General features: G+C 72.3%; 13 protein-coding genes. 10 read left to right on the forward strand and 3 right to left on the reverse strand.

The features are described from left to right. Positions 1-2: 2 nt before the first annotated feature. The gene (locus OZ948_01145) at positions 3-770 is read left to right on the forward strand and encodes a DUF4013 domain-containing protein (protein ID MEB2343329.1); all 768 of its coding nucleotides are present in this window, start codon (positions 3-5) and stop codon (positions 768-770) included. A gap of 44 nt (positions 771-814) precedes the next feature. After that, the gene (ggt, locus tag OZ948_01150) at positions 815-2,644 is read left to right on the forward strand and encodes a gamma-glutamyltransferase (protein ID MEB2343330.1); all 1,830 of its coding nucleotides are present in this window, start codon (positions 815-817) and stop codon (positions 2,642-2,644) included. Between the two features lie 21 nt (positions 2,645-2,665). On the opposite strand, the gene OZ948_01155 is transcribed toward ggt, so the two are convergent. After that, complete coding sequence (locus OZ948_01155) at positions 2,666-4,615, reverse strand: hypothetical protein (GenBank protein ID MEB2343331.1); 1,950 nt, start codon at positions 4,613-4,615, stop codon at positions 2,666-2,668. A gap of 120 nt (positions 4,616-4,735) precedes the next feature. On the opposite strand from OZ948_01155, the gene OZ948_01160 reads away from it, so the two are divergent. Continuing rightward, positions 4,736-6,115 (forward strand): cystathionine beta-synthase, encoded by a 1,380-nt coding sequence (locus OZ948_01160; protein ID MEB2343332.1) that lies wholly within the window; start codon positions 4,736-4,738, stop codon positions 6,113-6,115. 28 nt (positions 6,116-6,143) lie between these two features. Here OZ948_01160 and OZ948_01165 read toward each other — a convergent pair whose 3' ends face one another. Beyond that, on the reverse strand, positions 6,144-6,878 hold the full coding sequence (locus tag OZ948_01165; protein ID MEB2343333.1) for a glutathione S-transferase family protein: 735 nt from the start codon (positions 6,876-6,878) through the stop codon (positions 6,144-6,146). Positions 6,879-6,925: 47 nt separating this feature from the next. Here OZ948_01165 and OZ948_01170 point away from each other — a divergent pair, with 47 nt between their 5' ends. The 3 genes from OZ948_01170 to OZ948_01180 all read left to right on the forward strand — a co-directional run bounded on the left by OZ948_01170 (position 6,926) and on the right by OZ948_01180 (position 10,833). Further along, a complete protein-coding gene (locus tag OZ948_01170) occupies positions 6,926-8,470 on the forward strand; it encodes an amino acid permease (protein MEB2343334.1) in 1,545 nt (514 codons plus the stop codon). Positions 8,471-8,529: 59 nt separating this feature from the next. Next, positions 8,530-9,795, forward strand: coding sequence for a 6-phosphofructo-2-kinase/fructose-2,6-bisphosphatase (locus tag OZ948_01175; protein ID MEB2343335.1), 1,266 nt, complete (start codon positions 8,530-8,532; stop codon positions 9,793-9,795). 177 nt (positions 9,796-9,972) lie between these two features. Further along, a complete protein-coding gene (locus OZ948_01180; GenBank protein MEB2343336.1) occupies positions 9,973-10,833 on the forward strand; it encodes a hypothetical protein in 861 nt (286 codons plus the stop codon). Between the two features lie 24 nt (positions 10,834-10,857). Here the strand turns inward: OZ948_01180 and OZ948_01185 are convergent, their stop codons facing one another. Next, positions 10,858-12,810 (reverse strand): rhomboid family intramembrane serine protease, encoded by a 1,953-nt coding sequence (locus OZ948_01185; GenBank protein MEB2343337.1) that lies wholly within the window; start codon positions 12,808-12,810, stop codon positions 10,858-10,860. Positions 12,811-12,910: 100 nt separating this feature from the next. Between OZ948_01185 and OZ948_01190 the strand changes: the two genes are divergently transcribed. From OZ948_01190 to nadA, 4 genes are all read left to right on the forward strand, one after another. Beyond that, entirely contained in the window at positions 12,911-14,155 is a 1,245-nt protein-coding gene (locus tag OZ948_01190; GenBank protein ID MEB2343338.1) for a DUF4349 domain-containing protein, read from the forward strand. Between the two features lie 47 nt (positions 14,156-14,202). Then, the gene (locus OZ948_01195) at positions 14,203-14,742 is read left to right on the forward strand and encodes an NUDIX hydrolase (protein MEB2343339.1); all 540 of its coding nucleotides are present in this window, start codon (positions 14,203-14,205) and stop codon (positions 14,740-14,742) included. 434 nt (positions 14,743-15,176) lie between these two features. Continuing rightward, positions 15,177-16,490 carry a choice-of-anchor L domain-containing protein gene (locus OZ948_01200; GenBank protein MEB2343340.1) on the forward strand — a complete coding sequence of 438 codons (1,314 nt, stop codon included), beginning with the start codon at positions 15,177-15,179 and terminating at the stop codon, positions 16,488-16,490. Positions 16,491-16,579: 89 nt separating this feature from the next. Next, the coding region (nadA, locus tag OZ948_01205; GenBank protein MEB2343341.1) for a quinolinate synthase NadA at positions 16,580-17,886 on the forward strand (1,307 nt) is incomplete at its 3' end.

Below are 17,886 nucleotides of genomic sequence, written 5' to 3' on the forward strand. Positions count from 1 at the left end.
TCATGCTCAAGAGCCCGCTCGGTCCGCCACCCGCACAGGTGAGCGCCCTCGACGCCATGAGATTCGCGTTCAGCGACCGGGACTGGCTACACTCGGTGCTCGTCGGCACGGTCATATCGCTCATCCCGATGGCCGGACCGATCGTCCTCATGGGGTGGCAATCCGAGATCCTCCAGCGGCTGGTCCGCGAGCACCCTCGACCCATCCCGAAGCTCGAGTTCTCGGACCTTTCCCACTATCTCGGGCGCGGGGTGGTGCCCTTCGCCGTACAGCTCATCGCGGCGCTCCCGCTCGGCATCGTGATCACGATGGCCGCGTTCATGCTGTCCGTGGGCGCGAACGTCATCATGCGGGGCGGCCTCGACCCGGCCATCGTCATCGGCGTGAGCGCGCTGTTCGTCCTCATCGCTGCGGTGGGCGGCGCCGCGGTCACGGTCGCGGTGAACGGCGCGCTCACCGCCGCCGAGCTGAACGGAGATTTCTCCGGCTCGCTCGCTCCGAGCGCGCTCCTCCGCTACGGGCGCGCGACCTGGGCCACCGTGCTCGTGAGCTACTTCGTGTTCAGCCTGCTCGTGCTCCTGGTCCTCATGGGCAGCGCGCTCGTCTTCTGCGTGGGGCTCTACGCCGGGGCGGTGGTGGTGCGGCTCGGTCAGGTCCACCTGCGCTGGCAGATCTACCGGCGTTATCGCTCGCTCGGCGGCGAGGCGCTTCCGCTCGCGGCGGCCGCGGACCTCCCGAGCGAGGTGCAGCCGCGTTACGGCATCGGCTGAGCGCGCCCTTGCCGCGCGAGCCGCTCGTGACCGAGACTGCGCGGGTGCGTCGCTCGAGCATGCTCCTCGCCGGCCTGGCGCTGTCCGCGGCGCTCGGCGCGTGCACGCCGCCCTCTGCGCCCGAGCCGTCGCCGCCGCCCTCCGCCAGCGCGCGCGCGGCATCGGTGACGAGCGCCCGCGCCGCGCCCCGAGCTTCCGCGCCGAGCCAACCCCAAGCCCCCGCCCGGGACGCGGGCGCGGACGCCGCGGAGGGCGTCCGCGCGCTCGTCCTCCCCGGCGGGGGTCCGCGCGCGGCGCACGGCAAGCGCGGGGTGATCGCCAGCGTCGAGCCGCACGCGACGCGCGCCGGGCTCTCCATCCTCGAGCGCGGCGGCAACGCCGTCGACGCCGCGGTGGCGGTCGCTTACGCGCTCGCGGTCGTGCACCCGAGCGCGGGAAACCTCGGCGGCGGCGGGTTCATGCTGGTGCGGATGAAGGGGCAGCCGGCGGTCGCGGTCGATTTTCGCGAGACCGCGCCGAGAGCCCTGACCCGCCCGGTGTTCGACGCGATGATCGCCAACCACGCCGTCGGCGCGGCCGCGGTCGGTGTGCCGGGCAGCGTGGCGGGGCTCGAGCTCGCCCGCGAACGCTTCGGCCGGCTCCCGCGCGGCGAGGTGCTCGCGCCGGCGATCGCGCTCGCGCGCGACGGATTTCCGCTCGGCGCGCGCGCCGCGCTCACCATCCGCTGGGCGTGGCCGGTGCTCGCGCGCGATCCGGCGGCCGCCGCCATCTTCGGAGCGGCCGGCAAGCCGCGCGCGCGCGGCGACCGGCTCCGAAACCCGGATCTCGCGCGCACCCTCGAGCGGGTAGCCCGGGCGGGCCGCGACGGCTTCTACAAAGGCGTGACCGCCAAGCGACTGGTGGACGCCCTCCGCGGCCATCTATCACTGAATGATTTACTAGACTATGAGGCGGTGCTGCGCGAGCCGCTCCGGGTGCGCTATCGCGGGCTCGACGTCCTCACCATGCCGCCCCCGAGCGCGGGCGGCGTGGCGATCGCCGAGCTCCTCGGGCTCCTCGACGCGCACCGAGCCTGGGAGGAGGAGGCCGGCTCGGCCCGAGAGCTGCACCTATTCCTCGAGGCGTCCCGACGCGCCCAGGCCGATCGCCGCTTCACGGTCGTCGATCCGGACGCGCTGCCGCCGGCCGCGCTCGCCGCGCAGCTCGCGCGCGTCACCGACTCGGCGTGGCTCGCCGCGCGCGCGCCGCGCATCGACCCCGAGCGCGCGACCCCCTCCGCGGAGGTCGACGCGCGCTACCACGCGGTCCTTGCCTCACTCGAGAGCGAGCACACCACGCATTTCTCCGTGATCGACGCGGACGGGAGCGTCGTAAGCTGCACGACCACGCTCTCGGCCGGGTTCGGCGCGCGGATGGTCGCCGCCGGCACCGGCGTGGTCTTGAACGACTCGGTCGCCTCCTTCGGCACCATCGGGGAGAACCTCCCGGTCGCCGGGCGCCGCACCGTGAGCTCGATGGCGCCGACCTTGGTGCTCGACCACGGTGAGGTGATCCTCGTGCTCGGCTCACCGGGCGGCGACACCATCCCGAGCACGGTGGTGCAGGTGCTCCGCAACATCGTCGATCACGGGATGACGCTCGATGCGGCGATCGATGCGCCTCGAGTCCACCAGGACTTCGCGCCCGACGCCTTCCGCTACGAGCGCGCGCGGCCGATCTCCGTGGCCGTGCGGCGTGAGCTCGAGGCGATGGGACACCGCGTCTCGAAGAAGACGCTCCCGATGGGCGACGCCAACGATCTGCTCATCGTCGGCGACGAGGCCTACGGCTACGCCGACCCGCGCGAGGGCGGCCTCGCCTTGGCGGTGAAGTAGCGCGCCGGCGAGCGCGCCGGCTCACCGAGTCGTGCGCTCGCGAGCGAGCTCCACGCGCACCGGCGAGGCCTGATAGCGCGACCAGCGCATGCTCGGGATCGCGGGGAGCTCGCGCACCTCGAGCCGCTCGAGCCGTCGCCCGCGCTCGGCGGCGGCGCACAACGGGGCGCCAGCGGCGAGGCTGCAGAGCGACGAGCGATAGTAGTACCGCGGCGCGCCGCCGCTCGCCGACGGGCCGCGAGAGAGCGGCTCGCCGCGCGGCGCGAGGCCCGCGCCGTCATAGAGCGGGAGCGTCATGATGTCGTTGCCGACGCGATCGAGGTAGGTCACGATGGCGCCCGGGGGGAGTCGCGCGCGCCACTCGAGGGCGAAGCTCTGCTCGAGCGCGTCGGTCGGCAGCCGGGTGAGCGCGCGCCAGCGGACCGCGCTCGCGCCGACGGCGAGCCCCGCGACGGCCACCGCGAGCGCCCGCGCCACGCCTCGACGGGAGACGGGCACGACCCGCGCGACGAGCGGGAAGAGCGCGACCGCGCTCGAGGCGAAGAGCGCGGTGAGGGTCGGCCAGAACACCCGCGCCCAGGCCGCCGCCACCGCGGGGTTCGGCTCGAGCGACTGCGCCGCGCGCCTCGCGACGAGCGCCACCGCCGCGCAGCCGACCAGCGGGACGAGCAGCCTTCGCCAGCGCCGCAGCACCACCGCCGCGATGAGCCCAGCCGCGACGAGCGGGATATCCGGGCGCATCATCAGGACCAGTCGCGCCGCGAACGACGAGCCGAGGCTCGACAGCTCACCGCGGTACACCCGCACGAGCGAGGGGCCGACGGTGACCGCGACCACCGCGGCGAGCGCGGCCGCCACCACCGCGACGCGCGTCAGGCGTGCGCGGAGCCTGCCCGGCGCGGCGAGGACCACGAGCGGCAGCGTCGCGGACGGCAGCCAGAGGAGCGGATGGACCGAGGCCGCCTGAGCGATGAAGAGCCCGGCGGCCGTCACCGCGAGCCAGAAGCCGAGCGCGCGGGTGGGAACCCGGCTCGTCCCGCTCATGAGCACCGCGGCGGCCGTGTAGAGGAGCACCACGCCGGTCGCGAAATACGACTCGCTCTGCGCGATCCGGCCGAGCACCGGATCGACCGCGACCGCGAGCGCGAGCGCGCCCGCCAGCGCGCGTCGCGCGCCGGCACGGCGCGCAACGATCCACGCGAGCACCGGGGTGAGCGCCGCCGCCAGCGACTGCGCGAAGAAGACGCGCAGATCGGGCGCGGAGGCGCGCCGGGTGATCGCGCCGAAGAGCTGCGCGTAGCCCGGCCCATAGCTCGCGTAGCGCGGCTCTCCCGAGAGTGTCGCCTGGATCCACTCCGGGCCGTGCCCGTTCTGGTGGAAGAACGCCGACGGCAGGGCCAGGCGACGAAACGCGTAGCACCCGACGGCGAGGGCCGCGAACCCGGCGAGCGCCCGAAGCGACGGCCACCCGGGCCGCCGCCGCGCCCCGCAGGCAGCGAGCGCGAGCAGACCGCCGCCGAATAGGAGCCACGGGATCCGCTCGGGCGGCGGCGGCGGCGCGCGGCTCGGCGTCCCGGTCGGAGGCTCCGCATCGCGGGTCACGGTGAGGCTCGGATCGCGCGCGACGCAGGAGACGATGGCGTCGAACGCGCGGCGGCGCTCGGGCGACTCGCGATTCCAATCGGGGAAGTCTCCGATCGGGGAGACGCCGAAGCGCCCCGCCTTACGAAACGCCGGGCCGTTGGCGAGCCCAATCTCGACGTCGAGCACGGCGCCATCGCCGGGGGTCACCGAGGCGACGAGCCTCCCGGATGGGCAGCCCCGCGCCTCGACCGCTAGGCCGGCGCTCCGCGCGCAGCGCGCGACCCAGTCGGTGGTGGCGCGGTCGCAGCGCGCGGCCTGAGCGCGCCCCGGGCGCGCGCTCGCCGCGATGGCGACCATGACGAGCATCACGACCAAGACCCGCGCCACGGTGCGAGGAGTCTAGCAAAGCCGCGACTCGCGAGGATGCGTCGCGTCAACCCTGGATGCCGGCGCCCTCCGGGTGGTTCCGGAGCACCCGAACCGCGCGGGACGTACTAGCATGCCGCCATGGCGATTCTGGAGTCGGTCCTCGATGCGGTCGGGCGCACCCCGATGGTCAAGCTCTCACGCGTCGGGCGAGGTCTGCCGTGCGAGATCTTCGCGAAGCTGGAGTTCATGAACCCGGGCGGCTCGGTGAAGGACCGCATCGGCGTGCGGATGCTCATCGAGGCCGAGAAGAGCGGGCGCATCAAGCCCGGCGACACGCTCATCGAGCCGACCAGCGGCAACACGGGCATCGGGCTCGCGGTCGCCGCGGCGGTGCGCGGCTACCGGCTCATCATCACCATGCCCGAGAAGATGAGCAAGGAGAAGCAGGTGGTGCTCGAGGCGCTCGGCGCCGAAATCATCCGCACTCCCACCGAGGCCGCCTGGGACTCGCCGGAGAGCCACATCGGGGTCGCCCAGCAGCTCGCCAAGACGCTCCCCAACTCGCACATCCTCGATCAGTACGCGAACCCCGATAACCCGCTCGCCCACGAGCTCGGCACGGGGGCCGAGATCATCGAGCAGTGTGACGGCAAGCTCGACGCGATCGTGCTCACCGCGGGGACCGGCGGCACCATCACCGGGGTCGCGCGAGCGATCAAGAAGGCGCTGCCTGGCTGCCTCGTGGTGGGCGTCGACCCGGAGGGCTCGATCCTGGCCGGTCCGGGGGAAATCCGTAGCTACAAGGTCGAAGGGATCGGCTACGACTTCATCCCGGACGTGCTCGACCGTGGGCTCGTCGACCGCTGGTTCAAGAGCAACGATCGCGACTCGTTCCGAGTGTCGCGCCAGCTCATCCGACAGGAGGGCCTGCTCTGCGGAGGCTCCTCCGGGTCGGCGGTGTGGGCGGCCTTGAAGCTCGCCAAGGAGCTCCCCCCGGGTTCGCGGATCGCCACCCTCTTGCCGGACTCGATCCGCAACTATCTCACCAAGTTCGTCGATGACGCCTGGATGCGCCAGCACGGCTTCCTCGAGGCCGAGTGGGAGATGGGGCGGATCGGCGACATCGTGCGCGCGCTCCCCCCTCAGGAGATCATCTCCATCGAGGACGGCCGCACGCTCGGAGAGGCGGTCGAGCTCTTCAAGCGCCACGGGATCTCGCAGCTACCCTGCACGCACGACGGGCGGCTCACCGGGATCGTCACCGAGACCGACGTCCTCGGGCTCTTGGTCGGCGGGCGCTCGCGCGACCTGAAGCTCGTCGAGGTGATGACGCGACGCGTATCGACGGTGACCGTCCACGACGAGGCCGCCGAGCTGCCGCACATCTTCGAGCGCGGCGAGGTGGCCATCGTGGTCGACGGGGAGCGCCGGGTCGAGGCCATCCTCACCAAGATGGACCTCATCGACTACCTCTCCCGCGCGCGCGGGACGAGCCGCGGCGCCCCCGCACGCTCGTGACCGGGGGAGCGCTCCGGCAGGCCGGCTCCTAGTCGAGGAGCTCCTCGTAGAAGCGCCGTCGCCACGCGAAGAACCGGGCAAAGCGTGGGTCGTCGGCCCAGCCGGGCGCGCCCAGCCCTGCGAGCTCCGGGACCCCGAGGTGTCGCGAGCGCGGGTACTCGAGGTGGAGGGTGAGGCCCACCGCCGCGAAGTCCGCCAAGGTCGGCGCGTCGCCCACCAGGTACCTCGAGCGCGCGAGTCGGTCATCCAGCTCGCCGAGCAGGGCCCGGGTGCGCGCCTGGGCGCGCTCCACGGCGCCGCGGCCGAGCCCGAGCCGGGCGGCACGCGCGTTCAGGCGAGCCAGGAGCCGCCCGAGGCGCGGCCCGACGCCGTACACCTCGACGGCGAGCGCGCGACCCACGGTGTCGAGATCGTCCCGGAGCGCGTCGAACCCGGCGAGCACCGGCGCGATGGCGAACGCTCGATCGATGCGCTCCTCGAGCGAGAGCACCTCGCGCCGCGCCGCCTCGTCCGCCGGAAGCAGCCTGCGTCGCTCGGGAAATGTTCGCTCCAGGTAGAGCGCGATCTGCGTCGAGTCGAACACCACGCTCCCCTCGTGCTCGATGACGGGGAGCTTGCGTTGCCCGCTGAGGCGAACGATGCCGAGCTGCGGCAGCCCGAGCCGATGCTCGACGAGCACGTAGTCGAGCGCCTTGAAGACCAGGATCGCGCGCACCTTCTCGGAGTAGTGGCTGAGCGGAAACCGGTGGAGCTTGATAGTCATCGCCGAGCCTGGTTACCACGTTCGCTCATGGGGTATAAGCCGTGCTCATGGGGCTATTCGCACGCAAGGACCTCGGGACCCTGAGCCGCGAAGCGGCCCGAGAGGATGGCGGGCTCAAGCGGGCGCTCGGTGCGACCGACCTCGTCGCGCTCGGCGTGGGTGCCATCATCGGCGCCGGGATCTTCGTGCTCACCGGCAGCACCGCGGCTCAATACGCGGGGCCAGCCATCATCGTCTCGTTCATCATCGCCGGGATCGGCTGCGGGTTCGCCGGGCTCTGCTACGCGGAGTTCGCGGCGCTCATCCCCATCGCCGGCAGCGCCTATACCTACGCCTACGCGACCCTCGGTGAGCTCTTCGCCTGGATCATCGGCTGGGATCTGATCCTCGAGTACGCGTTCGGGGCCGCCACCGTCGCGGTCGGCTGGAGCGGCTACCTGAACAGCCTCCTCCAAGACTACGGCCTCCACCTCCCTCCCGCGCTGACCGCCTCGCCCGGCACCGAGCTCGTACAGTACCAGGGCCGCTGGGCTCCGCTCGACACCATCGGTCACCTGCTCGCGGAGGCCAAGGTCGATCCCTCCACGCTCCCCCACGTGAGCGCGAGCTTCAACCTGGTCGCGTTCCTCGCCATCCTGCTCGTGACCGCGGTGCTGGTCGTCGGCATCCGCGAGTCGGCCCGCCTGAACTCGGCGATCGTGCTGGTGAAGCTCGCGGTGGTGCTGGTGTTCATCGGGCTCGGGGTCTCCACCCTCGCGAGCGCGAGCTGGGCGCCGCTGATCAAGAACTGGACGCCGTTCGTCCCGCCGAACACCGGCGAGTTCGGCCACTTCGGCTGGAGCGGCGTGCTCCGAGGCGCTGGCGTCATCTTCTTCGCGTACATCGGCTTCGACGCGGTCTCCACCGCGGCGCAGGAGGCCAAGCATCCTCAGCGCAACATGCCCATCGGGATCCTCGGCTCGCTGGTGGTGTGCACCTTGCTCTACATCTTGGTGGCCGGCACGCTCACCGGGCTGGTCCCGTACACCAGCCTGAACGTCCCCGATCCGGTCGCGGTCGGGGTCGACGCGACCGGCGTCGCGTGGGGCAAGCTCTTGGTCAAGGTCGGCGCCGTGACAGGCCTCGGCTCAGTGATGCTGGTGCTCCTGCTCGCGCAGTCTCGAGTGTTCTTCAGCATGAGCCACGACGGCCTGCTCTGGTCCTGGGCATCGCACATCCACCCGCGCTTCCGAACCCCGTGGCTATCATCGATCGCGGTCGGGCTCTTCGTGGCCGTCTTCGCAGCGCTCATCCCCATCGGCATCCTCGGCGAGCTCGTCAGCATCGGCACCTTGCTCGCGTTCGTCATCGTGTGCGCTGGGGTGTGGGCGCTGCGCCGGCGGAACCCGGAGCTCCCGCGACCGTTCAAGGCCCCGTGGATGCCGTTCACGCCGCTCCTCGGCATCCTGGTGTCGGCGGCGATGATGCTCGCGCTGCCGTGGGAGACCTGGCTTCGGCTCGCGATCTGGCTCGCTGCCGGCATGGCGATCTACCTCGGCTACGGCCGAAGACACAGCCGGGTCCGGCAGGCGCTCGGCACGCGCGCCGACTAGGCCCGAGCGCCACGTCGTCGGAGCTCGAGCTGACGCGGTCGAGGTGAGGTGAAACGAAGATGATCCGCGTGCGACCGGAGCCGAAGCGGCTCGCGCTGGTGATGGTGGGGCTCCCCGCGCGCGGCAAGACGTACGTGGGGCGCAAGCTCGGGCGCTACCTGGCGTGGCTCGGCTACCGCACCCAGATCTTCAACGTCGGCGACTACCGGCGGCGCATCGCCGGCGCGCGTCAACCCGCCGAATTCTTCTCGTCCCAGAACGTGGCCGGGCACGAGGCGCGTGAGCGCGCAGCGCTCGAGGCGCTCGACGATCTGCTCGCCTTCTTCGCCAGCGGCGGAGAGATCGGGGTGTACGACGCGACCAACACCGAGCGCGCCCGGCGCGACCTCGTCTACGAGCGCTGTCGCGCGGCCGGCGCTCAGGTGGTGTTCATCGAGTCGATTTGTGAGGACCAGGCGGTGGTCGACGAGAACGTCCGGGCCAACAAGCTGCGTTCGCCCGACTACGCGGGCGTGGACCCCGAGGAGGCCACCCGTGATTTCCGCGCGCGCATCGCCGAGTACGAGCGCACCTATCAGCCGGTCAGCGCGGATGAGCGGAGCTACGTGAAGCTCATCGATGTTGGCCGTCAGGTGGTCGTAAACCGCATCGAGGGCTACCTCGAGGCGCGCATCATCTTCTTCCTCCTGAACCTCCACCCGGCGCGCCGCCACATCTACCTCACGCGCCATGGAGAGAGCCGCTTCAACGTCCAGGGGCGGATCGGCGGCGACACCGGCCTCTCCGAGCGCGGCCTCGCCTACGCGCGCTCGCTCGCGCAGTTCGTCCGCGAGCAACGCGAGACCACCGAGGGCGTCATCGTCTGGTCCAGCACGCTGAAGCGCGCGCTTCGCACCGCCGAGACGCTCGATCGGCCGCTGGTCGCGTGGCGCGCGCTCGATGAGATCGACGCGGGAGTCTGCGACGGGCTCACCTACGTCGAGATCGCGGAGCGACTACCGGACGAATACGGCGCCCGCGCGCTCGACAAGCTCCGCTATCGCTATCCGCGCGGCGAATCCTACGCGGACGTCATCCAGCGCCTCGAGCCGGTCATCATCGAGCTCGAGCGGCAGCACCACCCGATCCTGGTCATCTCGCACCAAGCCGTGCTGCGCGCGCTCTACGGCTACTTGATGGGCAAGCCGCAGGCCGAATGCCCTCACCTCAGCATCCCGCTCCACACGGTCATCGAGCTCACCCCTACCGCGTACGGGTATGAGGAGCGACGGATCCCTCTCGAGCCCCCGCCGCTCGGCCCCGCCTCGTCTTCATCCTCCTCGTGAGCTACCCTCACAGCCATGGCTCGTGACCGTATCGCGCCCCGAGCCCAGGGTCCTTTCGGGTCGACGCGGCCGGCGGCGCGCGTCGCCGCTGCGCTCCTCGCGCTCGCGCCGGCCTGCGCGACGCAGCCCGGCCCACCGGCGCCCGCGGCCGCCGGCTCCGGCCGGGCGTCGCCCGGGGTGAGCGCGCCCGCGCGGGCGCCGGCCGCGCCGGGAACGGCTTCCCTCCCGGCGGCGCGCGTCGACGACGGGTGCGGGCCCGGTTGCACCCTCTTCGACTCGCCGCGCGACGCCTTCGCGCGGGTTCTCGCGGACGCGCCGGTAGTGCTCGCGGTCGGAGAGGCGCATGCGCAGCGCGGCACCCCGGGCGTAGCCTCGGCCACCAAGCGCTTCACGACCGAGCTCTTGCCCGAGCTCGCGGGGAAGAGCTCGGATCTGCTGCTCGAGCTGTGGTTCGCGAACCCGAAGTGCTCGAAGCAGAAGGTGAAGCAGGTCGCCAAGCGACAGGAGGCCGTCACCCGGCCGCAGGCGGACACCAACCAGAACGAGTTCATCGCGCTCGGCGACGCGGCCAAGGCGCTCGGCATCCAGCCGCACGTGCTCACTCCGGCCTGCAAGGAGTACGACGCCATCCTCCGGGCTGGCCCCGATGACGTGGCGAGCATGCTCGAGATGATCGCGCGGCTCACCCGCCGCGACGTCGAGCTGCTGCTCGAGCGCCGGAGGAAATCCGGCAGCGAGTCCATCATCGTCGCCTACGGCGGCGCCATGCACAACGACCTCCACCCGCGCCCGGGCTTCGAGTCGTTCACCTTCGGCCCGGCGGCAAGCGAGCTCACCGCCGGGCGCGCCATCGAGCTCGATCTGATCGTCCCTGAGTACATCAAGGACACCCCCTCGTGGCGCGCCTTGCCCTGGTATGCTCGCTACGCTCCCACGCTGCACCCCGATCGCACGTGGCTCATCGAGTCGTCGAAGGGCTCGTACGCGCTCATCTTCCCGAGGAGCGCGGCGCCCGCGGGCAGCGCTCCGGCTCCGTGAGCGACGGAGCGCGGCGCGCCGTCTCTAGCGGACGAGCTCCTCCAGCAAACGGCACGCCTCCCGCTCGCCGCGCGCGCACGCCGTGCCGAGCGCACCTCGGGCGAAGCGACGCTCCGCCTCGCTCGCCCGACCGTCGCGCGCCGCGCGGTCCAGGCTCTGGCACCCGTAAGCGCTCCCGAGCTCGCAGGCGAGCTCCTCGAATTCGAGCGCGCGCGGCGCGTCCGCCTCGACCCCGACACCCTCGCGCAGCCGCGCCGCGAGCTCGAGACACGCGTCACTCGCGCCGCCCCGGCAGCTCTCCTCACAGCCGGTGAGCTCGGGGCCGGCGCAGGCGAGGAGCTGCCGTGACTCTCGCGACGAGTAACGCTCGCCCGCCACCGAGAGAACGATGGAGAGCGCTCCGACCACCGCGACCCGAGCCGCTCCCATGCCCACCATCGGCCCGGCGAGCACGAAGCCGAACGCGGCGCCGAGCGCGTGCGCCACGAAGCTCGTCCCCGGCACCAGCAGATCGACCACGGCCTGCAGGACGACCATCGACGCGAAGATGATGAGGTATCGGCGGGCCACCGGGGCGCGCTCGGCCCACCACCCCTGCGCCAGGATGGCGGCGCTCGCCCCGACGATCCCCATGATGTTGCCCGAGGCGCCCACCAGCAGCTCGGCGGCGGTCACGCCGAGGCGCGCGAGGAGCGCGTACGCGCAGAGCGCGAGAGTCCCGGAGAGCAGGTAGACCACGAGGAAGCGCACCCGGCCGAGCGCGCGCTCGGCAAACCCGCCGAGCAGGGCGAGCCCGAGCGCGTTGAAGCCGAGGTGCACGGGGCCGAAGTGCAAGAGCTGGGCGGTCAGGAGCCGCCAGGGTTCGGAGCCGAGTCGGCTGGGCTCGAGGGCCCCGAGTCTCAGGAGCGTCGCATCGTCGGTGGACCCGCCAGCGAGGATCTCCAGCGCGAACATGGCGGCGAGCGCGCCGACCAGCGCCCAGGTCACCACCGGCCGCACGCGCGCGCGGGCGTCGGGCGCGTAGCGCCGCTCACCATGCCACGCACGCTCGAGGCGCTCGAGCACGCGGAGCTCACCGGCGCCGAGCGTCGCCGCCGCGAGCGCGGGGGGTTCACGGACTCGACGCTCGAGGGTGGGGCCGAGCGCTGGGCCGGCCTCATCGACCGCGGCGAGGAGTCGCGCGCGGCCCGCCTCGACCTCGCCGCTCGCCAGCTCGGCCGTCCCGAGCCAGAGCGCTCGGGTCGCGCCGTCCGCGTGTCGCAGCGGGCCGTCGAAGAGCTCCGCTACTCGAACCGGACGGCCAGCGAAGGAGAAGATGAAGAGCCACACCAAGTGGCGGAGCGGCCGCGCTGCGGCAGCATCGAGCCGCCCGTGCTCACTCTCCGCCGCGGCGAACATCGCGGTCAGGTCGCCGCACTCTCCGAGGCAGCGGACGTAGCGCGGCAGGAGCGCGAGCTCCACGCTGCCCGGCGAGGCCCCGAGGTGTGCGCGCAGCTCACTCCACGCTCCCATCGCAGCGAACCGCTCGGCCGCCGCTAGGCTCGCGAAGCTCCGCGAGCTCCGACCCAGCTCGTCGAGCGCTCGGAGCCCCTCCTCGCGGTGGCCGCTGCGGAGCGCCTCGAGCGCGAGATAGTACTGCGCGGTGTCGCGATAGCCGCTCGCCGGCCGGAGCCAGGCGACGACCCGTGCGGAGCGAGCGGCGTCCCGGTAGCGTCGCGCGAGCGCCAGGCGCGCGACCCGGCGGACCATGAGCCCGGGCAGGAGCACGACGGTGAGCCACGCGCCAGCAGCCGCGTAGCCTGCCCCGTGCCCGAGCGCGAGATACGCCCCGCCGCCCAGCGCCATCACCAGGGCGAGCATCGCGCGAGGCTCTCGGCGCAGGGCCTTCGGCAAGGCGAAGGTGCGGAGCAGCGCGATGGCCCAGGTGAGGCCCACGAAGCCCAGGAGCGCGAGATCGGGGTCGAGTAAGAAGCTCAAGCCTCGTCATCCATGGCCCGAAAGCTCGCGTCGCTCAAGCTCGGAGCGCGCCCCCACGACTCGCGCTCCCCCCGGGCGGAGATACGCTAAGCTCACTCGGGTGGCGCTTGGAAAGGGCGGACTCGCAGCGCTCGTAGTGCTCGTGACGGCGAGCGTCAGCGCCGCCGCCGAGCCCGCTTCGGGCCGTGGCGGGCCGACCGAGCGAGCGCTCGCGAAGGACGCCGAGCTCTCGCTCTCGGTCCCCGATGAGTCCGACGCGGCCGGGCGAGTCCAGGCGCTGGCGACGGCGGCCGGCGCGCGCCTGGTGCGGGGCACCTTGCAGGAGCTCGTCCTCGAGGTCCCCGACGCACGCTATCGCGGCCTCATCAGTGAGCTTCGGCGCGTCGGCACAGTCCGCTACGAGCGGGTCACGACGAGGGATCTCGGCGCCGCGCTCGAAGAGGCCGCGGCGGCGATCCGCGCGGGGGCGGAGGCGCGCGCGCGCCTCGAGCGCTCGCGCGCGCTCGCGCGGGGCGTATCCGATGAGCTCGAGCTCGAGCGCGCGCTCGGAGCCGAGGCGGCCTCCTCCGCCGACGCCGCTCGCCGCTACGCCGAGCTCGAGCGGCGCGCCGGGGTCACGAGAGTCACGGTGCGGCTCGTCGCACCGGAGCCCGAACGGATCGACGGCCCGCGGCTCCCATTCCGCTGGCTCGGCGAGGTCGACGCGCTTCGCCTGAGCGACACCACGACCCCGCACGACTCGCCGCGCTCCCAAGCAAGCGCCTTCATCGATGGGCAAGTCCAGCTGCGCGCGGAGGCCAGCACCGGAGGAGGCGCGCTCGGCGACGGCGCTGGCGCGTTCGGCCTCGGCATCGGGCTGCGCTCGCTCGGCGCCGCCTCGCCAGTCGGCCTCTACGGCGGGTTCGACCTCGCCCTCGGCGGCGGCACGGGCTTCCTCTATCGCCTCCAGCCGCTGCTCGGCGTGGGCGCCGGGCTGGGTCGATACGTGACCGTCGGGCTCGGGGCGGGGCCCGGGCTCGACGGACTCACCGGACGGATCCCGTTCGGGGTCAGCTTTCCCATCGAGCTCTCGCTCGGCCTCGACTTCATCCGCGCGGTCGGCGTGACGGCGTGGGCTCGCGACGGCTGGGTGCTCGCGTCGAGCCGCCGCGAGCACGGCGCGCCGCACGCGGCCTTCGGAGACGAGGCGAGCGCTGGGCTCGACGTCCTGTTCGGAGAGCGCCGGGGGCCGGACGCCTCCGTCAACCGCGCGGGGTTCCGCGTCGGGCTCGGGATCCGTGAGGTGATGGGCGCGCCGATGGCTGAGCTCAGCGTCGGCGTCGGCGCTCGCCAAGTCGACTTCTGACGCGCCGCCGGCTTGACGCGCTCGCGCGAGTCTGGCGAGGTCTCGCCATGGAGCGGTGGCGCGTGCTCGACAGCCGCGTGATCCTCGAGCGGCCGTGGCTGCGGGTGCGAGAGGAGCGCATCGCGTTGCCGAGCGGGGTCGAGCTCGACGAGTTCCACGTCGTCGAGGGCGTGGACTGGGTCGGGGTGCTCGCGCTCACGGCGGAAGGAGACGCGGTGCTCGTCGAACAGTACCGCCATGGGCTCGGCGGCACGAGCCGTGAGCTACCGGCGGGCGTCATCGATCCCGGCGAGTCGCCGCTCGGCGCCGCTCAGCGTGAGCTGCGCGAAGAGACGGGCTTTGCCGCCGCGGACTGGGCCCCGCTCCTCACCGTCCACACCGAGCCCAGCCGCCACACCAGCCGCGCGCACTTCTACGTCGCACGCGGTGCCCGCCCGGTCGGGCCGCCCGCTCCCGAGGCCGCGGAGGAGATCGCGGTGCTCGTCCAGCCGGCGGCGCTCCTGCTCGACGACATCGCGAGCGGCCGGATCCAGCACGGGGTGCACGTCGGCGCGATCCTCCTGGCGGCGCGCCGCGGGCTCTTCTGACCGTGGTGACGCGGCCTCGCGAGCCGTCGCAGCGAGGCCGCGGGCGCCCGCGGAGAACGAGCCTTGCGGAGCGAAGCCTCCAGGGTTAGGTCGAATTCAGGCGCGCCTCCGGGGGAGACTGCGCCCGCGACGAGCGTAGGAGCGTTTCGAGTATGTCCTTTCTTCGGTCATCGATCCCAACCTGGCTCACCTTGGCCTCGGCGCTCGGCGTCGCGGCCCTGGTCACCGCGGGATGCGGCTCCGAGTCTAGCGACCTGAAGGCGAGCCCCGACGGCGGCGCAGGCTCCGGCGGCTCGTCCGCCGGTCGCCCGTGCGTTTCCGACAAGCAGTGCAAGGCCGATCATCTCCTCTGCGACACCACGCGCGGCCAGTGCGTCGAGTGCCGAGTGGCGACCGACTGTCCGGCTCACCACGACTGCACGTCGGGGGCGTGCGTGCCGTACGAGGCCTGCGAGAACTCGCTCGACTGTCCGAGCGGCAAGGTCTGCGACGCCGCCGAGAGCCGCTGCTATGAGTGCGTGACCTCGGCCGACTGCGAAACTGGCGCCCTATGTGCTCAGCACGAGTGCCGCGTCACCTGCAAGTCGGACAAGGACTGCACGCCGCTCGGGCTCTTGTGCGACAAGCTCACGAGCCAGTGCGTCGCATGCCGAGACTCGGGCGACTGCACCGACGGCGAAATCTGCGCGAGCGGGAAGTGCGAGGCGGGCGCTCGCGACGGAGGCAGCGGGGGCTCGAGCGGTAGGGATGGCTCCGCCCCCGGCGACGGCGGCGGCCCGGCCCCCGGCTGCATCGACGCGGACGCCTACGATTTTCCCGGCAACCACCTCGACGAAGACTGCAGCGGAGTCGCCGACGACGCGCCCGCGTCCTGCGTGGCGCCGACGGTCGACATCGCCTACAACGACCCGAAGACCGCGGCGAAGGCGATCGAGCTCTGCGCCGAGTCTGACGGCGCGAGCCCCGGCGTGGTGAGCGCGCGCTACGTCAAGGCGGACGGCTCTAGCGGGATGGCCGCGATCGGCCACGGGCTCCTCGACCACTTCGGCGACGTCATCGTTCCGCGCCGAGGCCCGAGGCTCCTCGCGCTCTCCTCGGGGACGGCGCGAAGCCCCGGGGATCCGGGGTACCAAGCCACGGGCAGCGCGGAACACAACACTCGGTCCGCACCGCCCCCGCTCGGCGTGTCGCGCCCGTTCTGCGGGGATTCCACCACCGCGCCGAGCGCCGTCTACGATTCTGTCGGCCTCGAGATCGTGCTGCGCGTCCCGAGCAACGCTCACGGCTTCTCCTTCGATTTCGATTTCTTCAGCTTCGAGTTCCCGAGCTTCGTCTGCTCCACGTTCAATGATCGTTTCGTGGCGTTGGTGAGCCCCGAGGCGACCGGAGCAACCGAAGCGAACGTCGTCTTCGACTCGCGGAACAACCAGCTGAGCGTGAACAACGACCTCATCGAGACCTGCACGCCGCAGACGATCGAGGGCAGAGCGTTCGCGTGCGCGCGCGGCCCGTCCGAGCTCGCCGGAACGGGCTTCGATGGGGTTGGTGTCGAGGCGACCGAAGCCGTCCCCCACGCCTCGTCCGGCTGGCTCACGACCTCGGTACCCGCCACGCCGGGCGAGCTCGTCACGCTCCGCTTCGCGCTCTGGGACGAGGGCGACGCGAACTTCGACTCGACGGTGCTCCTCGACAACTTCACCTGGCTCGCGAAGGCGCCCCCGGCGGCGTCCACCGTCCGCGCGAAATGAGGCTCCCTCCGTCCCGCCCGAGGCCGAGCCGGCGCGGGCGACGAGGAGTGGCGCGCGCGAGCTCGCGGCACTATCCATGAGGGCGCGTCATGGTCCAGCCCTCGCTCTCCCCGGCGTCGCCCGGCACCTTTCCATCGCTCGTCATCCGGGCGAACCTGCTCGAGCCGCGCGGCGCGTTCGCCGAGGCCCAGGCCGAGTACCTGGAGCCCGATCCGGCCACCGTGGCGCGCCTGCGCGAGCTCCTCGCGGCTCATGGCGCCGGCGTCGTGGCTCACTTCTACATGGGGCCCGAGCTCCAGGGCACTCTCGCCGCATGCGACTGGCCACACATCCACATCGCGGACTCGCTGCTCATGGCCTCGCGCGCCGTCGAGATGGCCCAGGCGGGCGCGCGCGCCATCGTCGTGCTCGGCGTCGATTTCATGAGCGAGAACGTCCGCGCCATCCTCGACGGCTCGGGCTTCTCACACGTCCCGGTGTACCGCGTCGATACCCGCGCCATCGGCTGCTCGCTCGCCGAGTCTGCGGAAGCGCCAGCCTATGGCGCGTATCTCACCCGCGCCGCGCGCCATCCGCGCTCGCTCCACGTGGTCTACGTGAACACGAGCTTACGCGTGAAGGCCAAGGCGCAAGCGCTCTTACCGACCATCACCTGCACCTCGTCGAACGTGGTCTCCATGGTGCTCGGCGCCGCGGCCGCGCTCCCCGGCGTTCAGGTGTGGTTCGGGCCGGACACCTACATGGGCAAGAACCTCCACGGTATGTTCTCGTCGCTCGCCGAGCTCGGCGACGACACCGTGCGCTCGCTCCATCCCGCGCACGACGCCGCGAGCGTCCGTCGCCTGGTCGAGCGCTTCCACTACTTCGGGCAGGGCATCTGCGTGGTGCATCACCTGTTCGCCGACCAGGTGGTCGAGCGGACCCGCCACGACTACCCGGACGCGATGATCACCGCGCACCTCGAGGTCCCCGGCGAGATGTTCGGGCTCGGCCTCGAGCGACAGCGACAGGGGCTCGGCGTGGTCGGCTCGACCTCCAACATCCTCGGCTTCATCAACAGCAAGGTCGACGAGGCCCTCGGGCGCTCGGACCGCGGTCGTCTTCAGTTCATCCTCGGCACCGAGAGCGGCATGATCACCGCCATCGCGCGAAGCGTGCAGGAGAAGCTCCGCGCGCACGACGGCCACGAGCTCGCCGTCGAAATCGTCTTCCCGGTGGCCGGAGAGGCGCTCGCCCCCGGTGACGCGACGCTGCCCGTCGTCCCCGGCGTGGCGGCCGGCGAAGGTTGCTCGACGGCGGGCGGCTGCGCGACCTGCCCGTACATGAAGATGAACTCGCTCGACGCGCTGCTCGCGCTCCTCGAGCGCCTCGGCACCGCGCCCCCGGACGAGCTCGC

The organism is Deltaproteobacteria bacterium (assembly GCA_035063765.1).
Lineage (GTDB): Bacteria > Myxococcota_A > UBA9160 > UBA9160 > PR03 > CAADGG01.